Genomic DNA, 14,522 nt, shown 5'->3' on the forward strand with positions numbered 1-14,522 from the left:
CCGTCCTTCTGGCCGATATTGGGAACCGGCAGCAAGGGGGCCAATGACCCTGTTCTTGCAAAATCCGGTAATTTCGGCGGAGAGGTAGAACGCACATGACCGCGCAGGACATTATCAACCAGCTCGGACTTATTCCCCACCCGGAGGGAGGCTGGTACCGCGAAACATGGCGCGATCGGCACACCGGCGGTGATGGGCGAGGATGTGCTTCGCTGATCTATTATCTTCTGGAACGGGGCCAACGTTCGCACTGGCATAAAGTCGATGCCAGCGAGATCTGGCTGCATCAGGGTGGGGGCACGTTGCGCCTGCATACATGGTCCGGCGCGGATGTAACCACGCGCCGCCTCGGTCAAGACCTTGCCGAAGGGGAGGTGCTCCAGGCCTGCGTCGAGCCGGGTGAATGGCAGGCAGCGGAAACCAACGCCGCGTGGGTGCTGGTCGGCTGCATGGTCGCACCGGGCTTTACCTTCGCAGGATTCGAGATGGCGCCACCCGGATGGGAACCCGGCCATCCGGGTCACGACGCCGGCAATGCGGCGGATTGCCACGGACCTGCCCCTCAAGCCTGACCTCAGCATCCCGCGTTTTGCGCACCGGCCTGTTGCGATAAAGCCGTTCATCGGCTCCCGGACCTTGATCGCCGTTGGTGTCGTGCCTGCGATGATCGGACGAATATCGCGATTTTTGCCACCAGCAGGTAGAGTGCGGGTGTCGTGAACATGGTCTGCGCCTGGCTGACCAGCAACCCGCCGATCAGGGCAATGCCCAGCGGCTGGCGCAGTTCCATGCCGTAGCCGCCCATCAGCACCAGTGGCAGCGCGCCAAGGGCTGCGGCAAAAGTGGTCATGACGATGGGCCGCAGGCGCAGCAGGCAGGCCGCGCGGATCGCGTCCCGTGATGTCAGGCCGCGTTCGCGTTCGGCATGGACGGCAAAATCCACCAGCAGGATGGCGTTTTTCAGCGAAATGCCGGTCAGCAGCAGCATGGCGATCACCGCCATACCCGAGAACGGCAGCCCGAACAGGTCCAGCGCCAGCACCGCCCCGATCCCCGCTGAGGGAATGGTGGAAAGAATGGTCAGCGGGTGCCACACGCTTTCATACAGCATGCCCAGCGTGAGATAGACGGCCAGTACTGCGCCGATGATCAGGATTTCCCCGTCCCGGTTGCTCTTGTCCAGATCCCCCTCATCGCTCTGCAACTGTCCGCTAAGGGTCTGTGGCAGGTGTAGAGTGCGCCATTCCTGCTCGATAATGGCCTGTGCCTGCGACAGGCTCACACCCGGTGCCAGTTCCAGTGCCAGCGATGCGGAACTGGCATAGCCCAGATGGGTTACCGCCACGGGGTCCAGGCTGGGGGTGATGCGCGTGACCACCGAGAGCGGCACAAGCATTTCCGCCCCTGTGGCGACTGCCGATCCGGTCGAGGTATTGGCCCCGCCCGCCAGCGCATTGGCGATCTGGTTTTTAAAGGCGGTGCTATTGCTCGACGCGCTGGCCATGGCCGATGTCACCACCCGGATGGTGTTGGATGCGGAACTGCCCGACGCCGAACCGCCGGAGGGACTGACCCAGAACTGCCTGAGCATCTCCGGATCGCGCTGGAACCGGTTTTCTACCGTCAGCACCACGTTGTACTGCCCGTGTGTCGTGTAGACGACCGAGGCCGTGGTCTGGCCCAGCGCGTCGGACAGCATCTTGCCGATCACCTGCGGCGTAACACCGACACGCGCTGCGGTATCGCGCTCAATCGCCAGCGTAATGCTTTGTCCGGGCGGATTGACATCGGGGTCCACATCCCGAAATTCGGGGTGGTGGCGCAGGGCCTGGGCCAGCTTGCGGGTCGCCGGTCCCAGCAGGCGGTCATCCTCGCTGCGCAGGATGTAGCTGACCCCGCTGCTGTTCGATCCCACCCGCATCATGATGTTGCCCGGTGCCTGGGCATGGTATTCGGCGTGGATATCTTTCCCCATCCGCGCCACGACCCGAGCCGCCACTTCGGTGCCCGACGCCCGTCCGGTGGACAGGTCGCGCAATGTGGCGAACACCATGCCGTGGCTGGCCCCCTCGGACGTGTCCAGATAGGCGATTACATGCGTGACGGCGGGATCGTCCAGCAGAACGCGGCTGAACTGTTCCAGCCGGGCTTTCGTATCCGCCAGAGAACTGCCCGTAGCACGCGAACCACCCGACACGATGCCCACATCCTGGCGTGGGAACACGACCTTGGGCATGCGGGTGAACAGGACCACGCCCACCAGCAGGGTCAGCGGCAGCAGCAACGCCGTCCTGCCGGGATGGCTCAGGCAGGTTTCGAGTATCCGGCGATACAGGCTGCCGCTGTGCTTCTCATGATCCAGAAAACCGGCGGCATCGGCATGGCCATCATGGGTCGGGCGACTGTCCCCCGCCAGTCGCATGCACAAGGCCGTAAGACACGGGGTCACCATGCAGGACAGGATCAGCGACACCGTGACGGCTATGCCGACGGTGCCGGCAAACTCCCGGAACAGCCGTCCCGTCAGCCCCGCGGCCAGCCCGATGGGTGCGAACACCGCCAGCACCGACACGGTAATGGAGAGCAGCGTGAACGCGACTTCGCTGGCCCCCGCAAGGGCGGCCTCATCAATCGACAGACCCCGCTCACGCATGCGGATGATGTTTTCGATCACCACGATGGCGTCATCGACCACCAGACCCGTGACCACCGTCAGCGCCATGAGCGAGAGGTTGTCCAGCCCGAACCCTGCCAGATGCATCGGCCCGAGGCTTACGATCAGGCAGCACGGCACGATGATTGCGGCTGCCACGGATGCCGTCCACGAGCGCAGGAACACCCACACCACGGCGAGTGCCAGAACGCAGGAGGCCAGCAGCGTGACCAGCGTGTGGTGCAGCGAAGACCGGATGACCGCCGAGCCATCCCGCGCCACGGCAATATCCGCCCCCGGCGGCATGAGGGTGCGCAACTGCGGCAGGCGCGCCTTCACCGCATCGACAATGCCGACAAGATTGGCCCCCGGCTGGGCACGCACCATCAGGGTGAGCGCTGGTTTGCCATCGAAAAAGGCGGCGGCATTCACGTCCTGCATGCTGTCGGTCACGGTCGCCACATCGCGCAGCCGGATCGGGCGGCCGCTTTTATAGGCAATCACCAGATCCCGGTACGCATCGGCATGTTCGGCCTGATCATTGACGGAAAGCTGATAGCGCTGCCCGCCCATGTCGATCACGCCTTTCGGTGTATGCGCATTGGCCGAGGCGAGGGCTGCGCGCAGGTTTTCAAACCCCATGCCGTATTTGAAGAACAGCAGCGGGTTCATCTCCACCCGCACGGCGGGGGTGGAACTGCCCATAAGCTTCACATCGCCCACGCCGGGCACCTGCAGCAGCATGGGGCGTAGCGTCGTGTTTACCAGGTCGTACAGCCGTGTCATCGACTGCATGCCCGGTGTCACCGCCAGGATCAGCACCGGCGTCGCATTCGGGTTGGCGCGGTGATATTGCGGGTCTGACCCCGGCGTGGTCGGCAGGTCGCGCCGCGCGGCCCGGATCGCGGCTTCTACGTCACGTGCCGCGCCATTAAGGTCACGCCCCAGTTCAAAAGCCAGCGAGATGGAGGTCTCACCCCGTGTGGAGGTGGAGACCATCTGCGTGACACCGGCAATATTGCCCAGATGCCGCTCCAGCGGGGCTGCGACCGTGCGGGCCATGACCTCGGGCGAGCCCCCGGCATTGGAGGCGGAGACCGAGATCACCGGCAGGTCGACATCGGGCAGGTCTGAAACCGGCAGGTGGGGCAGGGCGATCAGCCCCGACAGCACGGTCCCGACCAGCAGCAGCGTTGTCGCCACCGGGCGACGGACGAACCAGGCGATGAATTTCAAAGGGGATGTCCCGTCCCTGCGGGAGGGCTCATTCTATAAGACGATCGGCAACGCCATTTTTTCAGCAATCGGATGAAAAAAAATGGATCGACCCTCAGCGGGCCTCCATTTCCGGCCCGGCTGATGGCGTAACGGTGATAAAGGCGCCTTGCAGGGCCAGCCCGCGCTCGGCGGCGACACGTTTCAGCAGTGTCGCCACTTCCGGGGCGTCACAGGCAATTTTTCGTCCTGTTCCGGCTTCAACAAAGGTAATGGCAAGGGCTGCCTTGCGTTCGGGGGCTATGTGATAATGCCACAGCCGGTCGGGCGAGACATCGCGCCGCAGGATGTTGCGCTCCACCAGCAGGTTCAGATTGCGCTGGATGGACCCCTGGCTGGGGGCATGCCCCTCCATCATCATGGCCAGCGTCTTCCAGATTTCCACCGCCGTCGCACCCTCTCCGGCCTCCAGAATACCGTGCAGCAGCACGCGGCGCAGGTCGGTCATTTTCACTCCTGCTTCCCCGCAGCGGGCTTCCAACTGGCGGACCTGCCTGCGGCTGGCCCCCATGCCGGGACGGATCGTGCCAACATCGGGCGGAGAACGGCGATGTTCGAAAAATGGAAGCATGATACGTATCCTTGTCAAAAACCGGGAGCGGTCAGTTCTGATGGATGTAGAATTCCACCGGAACGGTCAGCGTAATGGGATCGCCCTGCACACTGTCGGGCGGGATGGGCAGCGGCTGGGCCCGTTTGGGCAAGGCCACCGCTTCCTGATCCAGCAGCGCATGGCCCGAACTGCTGGCCAATGTGACCGAAAGCACATGCCCCTTGCGGTCCATGGAGAACGTCACGGTGGGCACGCCTTCCTGGTGATCGGCCATGGCGTCGGCCGGGTAACGCTTGAACTTTTCAAGCTGCGCCAGCAATGCGCCCTGCCACGTCACCGGATCATGCGATGCATGGGCCGAGGATGCGCCGGGGGCGGGGGCTGCCTGTGCGGGGGCCGGTGGCGCTTCGGATGAAGGCGGGGCGGTCGTGGTCTCGGCCGGGGGTGTCCTGTCGGGTATCGGTTTTTTGAGGTTCGGGACCGGCTTGCTTTTCTTGACGATCTTGCGCGGTTTTTCGGGCTTGGGCACCGGCACGGGCGGATTGGGTGCCGGCGATGGCGGGGCCGTGATCTTTGGCGGCTCGATCGGGGTCGGATCGGGGATGGACTGCGTCTGCTTGGGCCCGATGGGCGCATCGCTCGGCGGGGTGGGGGTGGAGACAGGTTCGGGCGCCATGTCGATGGCGATGGCCGCAGGCGGTGGCTCGGGCACGGCCATCATGGGTGGGGGCAGGCGCATGATCCACCAGATGGCGCCACCTGTTACCGCCAGCACGGCCAGAAAGGACAGGCCCCAGCGGGCCGCGTCATGCCGCCGGGCCAGACGGGCCTGTTCGCGCTGCCAGTCGGCAAAGGAGAGCGGGGCCGCAGGCTGCGTCATTCCAGCAGGTCCACTCTCCACCATGTCTGCCGTGCTGCTCACGGCGCGCCTTCCGCGGCGGGTGCGGCCGGGGGAGCAGCGCCGGGGGTCACCATGCCTGCCTCCTGGCCTTCTTCCTGCCCCTGCAGGTTGACCAGGGCCACCTTGAGGTATCCCGCAGTGCGCAGCTTATCCATGACCCCCATCAGCGTGCCGTAATCCACCGTCTTGTCGGCGCGCAGGAAGATGCGCTCGTCCTTGTTGCCTTTCGTCGCCGTTTCCAGTGCTGCGGGCAGGGCATCGGTGCTGATGTCGTCCTCGCCCAGGGCCAGGCCGTGGTCTGCCTTGACGGTCAGGAACACCGGATCGTCCGGCCGGGGGGCCGGCTTTTCGGTGGAGGAGGGCAGGTCCACCGGCACGTTCACCGTGGTCAGCGGGGCGGTGACCATGAAGATCACGAGCAGCACCAGCATGACGTCGATGAACGGGGTGACGTTGATCTCGCTGGCCTCATGCGGGCTTTCATCGGTGTGGCGGATGCGGATCATGCCGCTTACTCCCCGGCCACCGTGCGGGCGTCACGCGACGCACCCAGCCGCACCACCTGCCCGCTTTGGGTCAGGGCCTGCATGCGGCCCAGGTCGCGCGAGACCAGGCGCATGACCAGCGATGTCAGATCCGCCACCTGTGCGCGGCAGGCAGCGGACTGACGGGCGAGATGGTTGTAGATCACCACCGCCGGAATGGCTGCGACCAGACCCAGGGCCGTGGCCAGCAGGGCCTCGGCAATGCCGGGGGCGACCACGGCCAGGCTGGTGGCCTTGCTGGCGGCGATGCCGGTAAACGAGGTCATGATCCCCCAGACCGTGCCGAACAGGCCGATGAAGGGGGAGGTGGCGCCGATGGTGGCCAGCAGGCCGGTGCCGCGCATCAGCTTGCGGCCTTCCGCGGCTTCCAGCCGTTCGAGATGGAGCACGATGCGTTCCTTCAGGCCGTCATGGTCGTCGGGAATGTCGGCGGAGCGGTTGCGTTCGGTCTCTGCCGCCATGACCAGCGTGTGGGCAATGCCGCTTTGCCGCGTGCCTTCCTCGCCCACGTCCAGCGTATTGGCCTGCTCCAATGTCTGCTCGGCCTTGTGGAGTTTGAGCCGCACGCGCAGCAGTTCGACCGACTTGGCGATTAAGATCGTCCAGGTCAGCAGGCTGGCTGCGACCAGCAGGGTCATGACGCAGCGGACCACGGGACCGGCATTGAGGAACATGTCCCATGGGGAGAACGAAATCGGGGTCATGAGTGACCTCCTTTGGCAGACGGCCTACGGCACCACGCCCGGACCAGGCAGATGACCGTGACGATGAGGGGAACGGAAAGGGCGGCCCAGGACAGGGCCAGCCACACGCCGTGCTGGCCCAGCAGGGCAGAGAGCAGGCCAAAGACCGTCAGCACGCCAAGGGCGATCGGCCAGGGCCAGACAGCCACCGGGGCACGGGGTGTGGGATCAGGGGAAGAAGGCAGGGGCATTTCGGCAGAGACGGCGTTCATCGGCGGGCTTCCAGATGGGCAAGGGCAGACCCCGCGGGCATGACCCGGTCCGTATCGTCCAGGTCGTAGCCAAGGGCGCGCAGCCGGGCGTCGGTCGCGATCTTGCGCTTGGCCACCCACAGAACCAGACCGCTGACCAGCACGAAAATCACCACCACATCCAGCAGCGCCCACAGGATGCGCAGCGGCATGCCGCCGTAATCGCCAAAGTGCAGCGGGCGGGAAATTTCCAGAAAGCGCAGGTACCACGGCATGGGATACGCCCCGGTCAGCTCACCCGTACGGGCGTCGACCAGCACCGGTGTGAACAGCCGGGCCCGCAGCGGTGTGGCACCCCGCGTCCACAGCACGTAATGCACCGGGCTGCCGAAGGACGCACCGGGGAAGGAAAGCCCGGTCACCTCGTTCCCCGGGGCCGCCTTGGCCGCCGTATCGAACGCCGCCTGCACGGAGGACAGATGATCCTGCGCAGGTACATGCAGGTCGGCATAGGGCTTGAGAATCTGGCGCACATCCGTTACGCGCCACAGGCCGAACAGCGGGGTCTGGAGTTCATTGACCAGCCCGGTAAAGCCCACCACCGTCGCCCAGACCAGTGTGACGGCCCCCAGCAGGTTGTGCAGGTCCAGCCATGTCAGCCGGCTTGCCCGGTCCCGCCGGACGGAGCCGAACGGCAACCGCTTCATGAACCGGCCATACAGCACCATGCCAGACACCAGCGAGGCGACGAAAACACCCCCCATAAGCCCCAGGAACAGGCGGCCAGGCAGGTAGGCGAACAGGCTGACATGCAGGCGGGTGCAAATGCCCATGATAATGCCGGTCCAGGTCCGGGGTTCTTCTGGCGCATCGGCCGGGCGGGACTGTTTCAGCACCTTGGCCGTGCGGGCGTCGAACTTGATCCAGTGGCCGGAATGCCGGTCGGGGTATTTGTCGTCATCCTTCAGCGCCTGCCAGCTTGGCGCCATGGAGACCAGCACGGCGGGTTCATCATCATCCGGGCTGACATTGGTGACGATCTGGCCAGGGTAGAGGGCGCGCGCCTTGTTCACGATCGTATCGAGGCTGGCATTGGGCGTGCCGGGTGGCAGGACCTCGTACGGCGGGTCGTCATCGCCCACGAACGTCTCCCAGATCTGTTCGGAAAACAGCAGCGGCAGGCCGGTTGCGCACACGATCAGCAGGAACAGCGTGCAGACAAGGCTGGTCCATTTATGGACCACGAACCAGCGACGAATCGCGCGGGTGGTCATGAAAACGGCACGCACACAAATGCGTGTAATAGTGATTCGCAACTCAGTGGCATACGTTTCACCACGCTGTGCCTTTTCATGCCTGTCTCCATGGGGGAGCGCCCCTTTGGACCTTTATGCGCCCCGTGCCGCGGGGTTTCCCCCGCACAGGTGGCGCGTGAACAAAACTCTCTATTGTATATGACGAACGAGCCGCTTCTTTTTCTAATGACGGCGGGGAATTTTATGCCGGCTGAACCGGAAAGTCTGGCTTATCCTGTTCCAGCAAACGTATCGTCCCGCCCTGTGTGGGAACGACATGCCCCCCCCTCGGACACAAGCCGGGCCATCCCGTCCCGGCCGCCCCTGTATCGCTTCGGCAGCAAATCCTGTGCCGACAGGGTGCCGTCCATCGTTGCGGGGAATGTCACCACGAATAAGAGATATTTCCATATACGCGGCGGCCCTGGCCATAATAGCAGGTGCCGCCATACCCGTTGGATGAACAGGAGGCCAGATAACGCGTATCGGCAAGGTTGGACATGGCAAGGCGTGCGGACAGGCCTTTCAGAACGGGGGATGCCTGCCCAAAGTCGTAATGTGCGCCCGCGTCAAAAATAATATGGGGCGGCAGCTTGTAGGAGTTGGCGCTGTCCGAATAGGTCCACCCAATATAACGGGCGCCGAAATTGATGCCAAAACCGGGCAGGACGGAGCGCGGCAGCGTGTAATCCGCAAACATGTTCACCATGTTTCTTGGAACGCTATCCAGGTATTTGCCCTGCTCGGGAACAAGCCCGAGATCGTTTCCGTACATGTCGTATCTATCGACACTGGTGTCGCTTTTTGTCACCTTCGCATCCACAAAGGAATAGGAGGCAGTCAGGCGCAGGTTTTTTGTGACATTGGCATGGGCCGACACTTCGATCCCTTTTGACACGACCGTGCCTGCATCCATTTCAAGCCCGGGATTTTCCGGATCATCAACCTGGAAATGATGTTCCTTGATATGGAACGCGGATGCCGTGAGGAAAATATCCGTCTTGGGAATGATATATTTCAACCCCGCTTCAAACTGGTCTCCGGTCAGCGGGGCCATGGGCCGGCCGTCTGCGTTGAACGACCCGATCTGCGGAATAAAGGATGTCGCATAACTGAAGTAAGGGGTCAGCCCAAAGTCGAAATTATACGTAAACCCCGCCCGCCACGTGAATTTCGATGCGGAGGGTGCTTCCTTGGTCGGGGTGTACACGACCGGTGTCGTTGTTGCGGCAGTATGGCTGCCAGCGTAATACGGGCCGCCATTATTGTACCAGTCCTGCCGCCCACCCAGCGTAACGGTCAGCTTTTTCCATTTTATCTGGTCCTGGAAGTAAATCCCCTTCTGGTACACGGTATCGTAATCGTTCGTCACGCGAACGGTATTGTCGCCCGTAAAGCTGTAATCGGGGTGGGATACGTAATATTGGGGGGCCCATATATCGACGGAGGGAATGCCCGTAACCTGCGTTGAAATCTTCTGCACAATCTCGACACGCCGAAAATCCATGCCCGCAATGACTGTCTGGTGAACATCGCCAACAGAAAAATGACCCGTCAGTTGGCTGTCCAGCGCAATGGTCTTGTCCTTGTCCGTTTCCATGGTGGCATGGCGGGGATAGGTTTCCCCGTCGGACTGAAGGCCCTGCACCAGAATAACCCGGTTCATGTAGTCGTTGCTGTTTTCGTATCGGAATGTCTGGTGAAATTCCAGAAACCTGTTGAACTTATGATAAAACTGATATTCAAAATCCCCTTCATGGGCCGTATGGGTATTCGCACCCGGATCGCCCAGGTACCGGCTCCGTGGAATATACCCGTATTTGCCGGGAACCAGCGTGCCAATACCGGGGTAGCCGGTCGCCAGCCCGCTTTCAGGCGTATACATATACTGGCCCAGAAGGGTCAGGCTGGTCTTGTCATCAATATCCCATTTAATGGAGGGCAGGACGCCCACTCTTTTGTAATGCAGGTAATCAGTCTGGGTATCCTGCGTCACACCGATCGCCGCAATGCGATATTTCAGGGTGCCCGATGTATTGATCTTGTCGCTTACATCGACCGTGGCCTCATAACGTCCCCAGTTGCCAAATCCGACTGTGGCGTTACGCAACGGTGTCTGCGTGGGGGTTTTCAGCCGCGTGAGAATCATGCCCCCCGGGCTTGCGGCCCCGTAAAGTACGGAAGACGGCCCCATAAGGGCTTCGACACGTTCCACAAAAGCGGTTTCACCCGCAGAGGCGGAGCGTGACTGGATCCCGTCGACAAATTCGCTGGAAGCAAAACCCCGCATGCTCAAACTGCTCGATGACCCGGCCGCCAGGTTGCCTTCCGCCGCACCGTTATTGCCCGTTCCGCCACTTTCCGCATAAACGCCGGGCATGTAGCGCAGAACTTCATTAATGTTCTGGGCCTGCTGGTCCAGAATTTCGTCTTTCGTGATAACGTAAATGGAATTTGGAATTTGCGTGAGTGGTGTTGCCGTTTTTGTACCCGATTCGGTATAATGGGCGACATAGCCCACGCCCGGGCCGGTTGCACTTTCCCGCCCAAGGCTGCCACCCACCCGCACCGGACCAAGTGTTATGTTGGATGACGCCGGCGCGATCTGGTAGGCGTGATCGGCAGTGAGCCGATAGGTCAGGCCGCTACCCTGCAAAAGCCGGGCAAGCGCATCCGATGTCGTGAACCGGCCTTGCAGGCCGGGTGATACCTTGCCCGCCAGCACCGGTGCCTGCGACCCCAAGGGCGTATGGGCCTGAATGCTGAAGGCGGTCAGCGCGCTGGAGAGCGGGCCTGCGGGAATATTGAACGGAACCAGAGCATCCGGGCCATGCGACGGCACCCCCTGCGATGCGGGCGTGGCGGTCTGGGCACCTGCTTTTTCACTGACCAACGCTGTCAGCGCGGTCGTGGCCGCCAGAAGGAGAGCGGGCGCAAGAGACACGCTTCTGGCAATCACGGGCCTGGAATTCACCTTGCCAGAATTCACTCTGCCAGAATGCGCCAGGCCGGAACGCGTCATGTCAGGACTTGTGGAGGCAGGATATGCCGGGCTGGAACTTTTCTGCGGGCAGGCGTTGGGGTCCATTGGCGCGGCTCTCTCCTTCAGTCGCTTGCGCGTGTCTTGTTCGCCTAAATGCGATTACGTCGCATTAGTATCTTCTGATTCTAGAGATGCGTGCAGGAGAGGGTTTTTAACCAATCGGCCTGATTTTTTTTGCGCACGCACCCGTGCTTTCATCTATCCAATTGGAAAGAAAAAATTTTCTCGAACGTGGCAGAGGGATCAGCGCGCGCTTATAATGTCGAACCAGGGCGTGATGGGTGTGACCCTCCCCCCATAAGGTCCGACGATCAGGCGAAGCGATGCCTCGGGCTGATGCAGGTCATAGGTTCCCGTCACGCGCTGTTCGCCAAGCGCCCGGCTGGTCAGCACGATCCGCGCACCGGTCCATGGCCGAAGTGCGGCGATCACGTCCGAAACGGTCTGGTCGTTCGCAATCAGGGTTCCTGTGCGCCAGGCGCCGATTGCATCGATAGGCATGGTCCCCGTGGTGATATCGCCCGAAATACGGATCCACTGGCCGGGCTGAAGATCCCGATCCGCCCTGCCTGGCTGGCGGACATGAACCGCGCCCTGACGTACGGCCACCGTGGTGGCGTTGCGCTGCATCCGCACGTCGAACACCGTGCCGATATCGGTGGTTTCGACATCCTCTGCCTGAACGCTGAATGGTCGTTCAGCGTCGTGGTGCACGTCGAACAGGGCCTCGCCCCGCAGCAGCCTGACGTGCCGCCCGTCGGGTGTCATCTTGACGGCAATGGCCGAACGGGGCCCCAGCGTTACCGCGCTGCCATCCGCCAGGCGGATGGCACGGGTTGCGCCGACAGGGGTCACGTAATCCGCCCGCAGGGCCACGAGCAGATCCGGCCCGTTCAGCACCGCAAGCGCACAGATGGCGGCACAGGCGGCAATGGGCAGAAAAAACCGCGGGGAAGGGCGAATGGCACGCCTGCGCACAGGTGCTGAAAGCGGCGTGCCTGCGGGTGCAGGCCCATGCAGCGTTTCATGGGCGGTGACGATCCGGGTGGCGGTCGCGTTCATGCGCGCCCAGGCCGCCGCGTGCGCCGGATCCTCATTCAGCCAGCGTTCGAACTGGATTTTCAAATCCCGGTCGTCCGGATCTTCGCGGAGAAAAAGGTACCAGTCGGCGGCGGCCTGCCGGGGCGTTCGCTGTTCAGTCATGGCGCGCGCATTCTCCAAAGCAGGAGGATAATGGAACAAGACGCCAGGCCCGCAGCCTGACGTTTTTCGCCCTTACTTTGAGAGATGCGCGAAGGAAGGGTTTTTTTTACCAATTCCGGACAGGGCACGATGGGTCAGAGCCCTTCCTCATAGATCCGGTCGCAAATCGTCATGCCATCGGCGATCAACCGATGGACCATCGGAATGGACAGGTCGAGACGCATGGCAATTTCGCGCAGCTTCAGGCCTTCGAAATAATAGAGTTTGAACGCGTCGCGCTGGCGTGGCGGCATGGCGTCTACTGCCGCGACGACGCGGGCCAGGGTCTCGCGCGCGCTGGCGGCGGCCTCGGGCGACGCGGCATTGTCCGCCATGTCTTGCGTAGCGGCGTCGAAATCCACACCGTCGGTGCCTTCGTTCCGGGTACGGCGCAGGCGGGTTATGAACAGGTTGCGCACGATGGTGCGCAGATATTGGAATGGGGCGCCAATCTGTTCGACAGGCTGGCGGGCAAAGAGCAGCCACGTGTCCTGGACAATGTCCTCGGCCAGGGTGCGGTCTCCCGACAGACGGTTCGCATAGCTCAGCAAACGCTCACGATGGGCCTCGTAAAGCTGGAGCGACGTGCGTTTCGCCTTCAAGGCGGGGACCTCCGTGGGGCGAAATGCCCTTTCAGGCAACGGGTTACTGGAACAAGGTAAGAGTCTTTCGCAATTTCATGGCATAGGGTCGTCGATCTCGCAACCATCGGACAGGCGTGGCAGGCGTCGATCCGCGATCGGGCCGGGATGCCTGCGTGTCGCAGGAGAGAGGGTTTCCAACCAACGGATTGATAAAGAATAAAAGTTTTTGGTGAAGCTTTTTTCAAAAAGCTTCAGGGAACGGCACCTTTTTGAAAAAAAAAGGCGACACCCAAAAACTTTTATAAATGCTGGGATATTACTTGAACAAACTTTGCAGCAGCCTTTTACAGAAGCCCGCCAAGGCACGTGCGGTCAATGCAATGCATAGCTGCGCATGACCTGTCCACTGTCCCACCCCTGCCATGCTGCTTGATGCGGCTGTTTGAAAACATGCCCCGCAGCACTTAACGCCAGCGCCAGGCGGGAAATATGGTCGCAGGCGTCCAGTGCGGCGGCCTCGGTCATGAAGCCTGTCAGGATATCGAAAGCATCTTCATGGTTTTCCCGCTGTTGAAGCGCGATGGCATCCAGCAGCCGTCGTTCATCCGCCCCAACCCCGGGCGAGCAGATGCAGTTGATCTCGATAACCCGCCGGGCACCCCGCCCGGTCGCTACCATGAGCCCGTGCAGATCCGCGACGGTTTCGCTAATTCCCAGCTTTTCGAACGTCGCTTCGATCCGGTCCGCATAGCCCGAACGGTCGGACAGGCTGATAACCCAGGCCCGGATGCACCATAGCAGCGTCTTTTCCGCCTTTGGCAGGTCTGATCGCCGGTCGGCTTCATTTGGTATCGTCATGGCTGCATTCCTTCTGTTGCGTTATCCGAGTATCTGCTGCGTCGTCTTTCCGAGACCGGCCAGGCGACCCTTACCCGCGCAAGATCGACCCGGCGCATGCGCATCATCCCCAGGGCGCCGGCTGGCAGGGGTGGTGCGGACAGCCAGTGCCCGCAACCCGCCAGGCTGTTGGCCAGCACTGTTACCGCGCGCGCCAGGGCAGGGCGGGCCTGCGGATGGGGTGCGAGTTTGTACAGGACATTATCCATCAGCATGTCCTCTTCATCCTGGGCGGCAGCCGTTGCGCGCAGCAGGCGGCGTTCATGCCGCGTTATCCTGACAGTGCCCGGTGGGGCCAGTATCAACCCAGCTCCTTGCAGGATCAGCATTGTTTCCTGCGCCGTGCGGAACAGGGGGCTGATGGCGGCGAGATCATTTTCCCACGCTGTCGCGCGCTGCGATGCCAGGTCACAGCGTCGCGGTCCGTGCAAGGCATGCCGGACAGCACCGATGGTGCGGCTTGCCGCGTCTCTGATCATGGGGTTTTCCGCAAGAATGGCGTTCATGGGCGTTCCCTCGCCGCTGTGGGTGTTTCCGTTCTATATTGCGAACGCTTCTTAATTGCAATATGAAAGAGAGGCCAATCCCTCTTTGCGATGA

The 14,522-nt window shown here is 62.2% G+C and carries 13 protein-coding genes; 1 reads left to right on the top strand and 12 read right to left on the bottom strand.

What is annotated here, in order from left to right:
- Positions 1-95 precede the first annotated feature (95 nt).
- The gene (locus tag J2D77_RS04700) at positions 96-572 is read left to right on the top strand and encodes a cupin domain-containing protein (protein ID WP_207845155.1); all 477 of its coding nucleotides are present in this window, start codon (positions 96-98) and stop codon (positions 570-572) included.
- A 47-nt stretch (positions 573-619) separates the two neighbouring features.
- Here the strand turns inward: J2D77_RS04700 and J2D77_RS04705 are convergent, their stop codons facing one another.
- The 12 genes from J2D77_RS04705 to J2D77_RS04760 form a co-directional block, all read right to left on the bottom strand.
- Complete coding sequence (locus J2D77_RS04705; protein ID WP_207845156.1) at positions 620-3,889, bottom strand: efflux RND transporter permease subunit; 3,270 nt, start codon at positions 3,887-3,889, stop codon at positions 620-622.
- A 94-nt stretch (positions 3,890-3,983) separates the two neighbouring features.
- Positions 3,984-4,499, bottom strand: a complete 516-nt coding sequence (locus J2D77_RS04710) for a Fur family transcriptional regulator (RefSeq protein ID WP_207845157.1) — start codon at positions 4,497-4,499, stop codon at positions 3,984-3,986.
- A gap of 31 nt (positions 4,500-4,530) precedes the next feature.
- A complete protein-coding gene (locus J2D77_RS04715) occupies positions 4,531-5,361 on the bottom strand; it encodes an energy transducer TonB family protein (RefSeq protein WP_207845158.1) in 831 nt (276 codons plus the stop codon).
- 38 nt (positions 5,362-5,399) lie between these two features.
- Complete coding sequence (exbD, locus tag J2D77_RS04720; RefSeq protein WP_207845159.1) at positions 5,400-5,888, bottom strand: TonB system transport protein ExbD; 489 nt, start codon at positions 5,886-5,888, stop codon at positions 5,400-5,402.
- A gap of 5 nt (positions 5,889-5,893) precedes the next feature.
- Positions 5,894-6,631, bottom strand: a complete 738-nt coding sequence (gene exbB, locus J2D77_RS04725; protein ID WP_207845160.1) for a tonB-system energizer ExbB — start codon at positions 6,629-6,631, stop codon at positions 5,894-5,896.
- Positions 6,628-6,882, bottom strand: a complete 255-nt coding sequence (locus tag J2D77_RS04730) for a hypothetical protein (protein ID WP_207845161.1) — start codon at positions 6,880-6,882, stop codon at positions 6,628-6,630. The genes exbB and J2D77_RS04730 overlap by 4 nt, the downstream gene beginning before the upstream one ends.
- Positions 6,879-8,135 (bottom strand): PepSY-associated TM helix domain-containing protein, encoded by a 1,257-nt coding sequence (locus J2D77_RS04735; RefSeq protein ID WP_207845162.1) that lies wholly within the window; start codon positions 8,133-8,135, stop codon positions 6,879-6,881. The genes J2D77_RS04730 and J2D77_RS04735 overlap by 4 nt, the downstream gene beginning before the upstream one ends.
- 406 nt (positions 8,136-8,541) lie before the next feature.
- On the bottom strand, positions 8,542-11,100 hold the full coding sequence (locus J2D77_RS04740; protein WP_207845163.1) for a TonB-dependent siderophore receptor: 2,559 nt from the start codon (positions 11,098-11,100) through the stop codon (positions 8,542-8,544).
- Positions 11,101-11,442: 342 nt separating this feature from the next.
- On the bottom strand, positions 11,443-12,402 hold the full coding sequence (locus J2D77_RS04745) for a FecR family protein (protein ID WP_207845164.1): 960 nt from the start codon (positions 12,400-12,402) through the stop codon (positions 11,443-11,445).
- Positions 12,403-12,536: 134 nt separating this feature from the next.
- The gene (locus tag J2D77_RS04750) at positions 12,537-13,043 is read right to left on the bottom strand and encodes an RNA polymerase sigma factor (protein ID WP_207845165.1); all 507 of its coding nucleotides are present in this window, start codon (positions 13,041-13,043) and stop codon (positions 12,537-12,539) included.
- Between the two features lie 354 nt (positions 13,044-13,397).
- A complete protein-coding gene (locus J2D77_RS04755) occupies positions 13,398-13,883 on the bottom strand; it encodes a hypothetical protein (protein ID WP_207845166.1) in 486 nt (161 codons plus the stop codon).
- Positions 13,880-14,428 carry a hypothetical protein gene (locus J2D77_RS04760; RefSeq protein WP_207845167.1) on the bottom strand — a complete coding sequence of 183 codons (549 nt, stop codon included), beginning with the start codon at positions 14,426-14,428 and terminating at the stop codon, positions 13,880-13,882. Before J2D77_RS04760 ends, J2D77_RS04755 begins: the two co-directional genes overlap by 4 nt.
- Positions 14,429-14,522: the final 94 nt, after the last annotated feature.

It is taken from the genome of Acetobacter garciniae (assembly GCF_017377735.1).
Taxonomy (GTDB): domain Bacteria; phylum Pseudomonadota; class Alphaproteobacteria; order Acetobacterales; family Acetobacteraceae; genus Acetobacter; species Acetobacter garciniae.

What these genes read in the sequence shown, in the direction of transcription:
- J2D77_RS04700 (WP_207845155.1), top strand. Translation starts at nt 96, where the DNA reads ATGACCGCGCAGGACATTATCAACCAGCTCGGACTTATTCCCCACCCG.
- J2D77_RS04710 (WP_207845157.1), bottom strand. Translation starts at nt 4,499, where the DNA reads ATGCTTCCATTTTTCGAACATCGCCGTTCTCCGCCCGATGTTGGCACG.
- J2D77_RS04715 (WP_207845158.1), bottom strand. Translation starts at nt 5,361, where the DNA reads ATGACGCAGCCTGCGGCCCCGCTCTCCTTTGCCGACTGGCAGCGCGAA.
- exbD (WP_207845159.1), bottom strand. Translation starts at nt 5,888, where the DNA reads ATGATCCGCATCCGCCACACCGATGAAAGCCCGCATGAGGCCAGCGAG.
- exbB (WP_207845160.1), bottom strand. Translation starts at nt 6,631, where the DNA reads ATGACCCCGATTTCGTTCTCCCCATGGGACATGTTCCTCAATGCCGGT.
- J2D77_RS04730 (WP_207845161.1), bottom strand. Translation starts at nt 6,882, where the DNA reads ATGAACGCCGTCTCTGCCGAAATGCCCCTGCCTTCTTCCCCTGATCCC.
- J2D77_RS04735 (WP_207845162.1), bottom strand. Translation starts at nt 8,135, where the DNA reads ATGACCACCCGCGCGATTCGTCGCTGGTTCGTGGTCCATAAATGGACC.
- J2D77_RS04745 (WP_207845164.1), bottom strand. Translation starts at nt 12,402, where the DNA reads ATGACTGAACAGCGAACGCCCCGGCAGGCCGCCGCCGACTGGTACCTT.
- J2D77_RS04755 (WP_207845166.1), bottom strand. Translation starts at nt 13,883, where the DNA reads ATGACGATACCAAATGAAGCCGACCGGCGATCAGACCTGCCAAAGGCG.
- J2D77_RS04760 (WP_207845167.1), bottom strand. Translation starts at nt 14,428, where the DNA reads ATGAACGCCATTCTTGCGGAAAACCCCATGATCAGAGACGCGGCAAGC.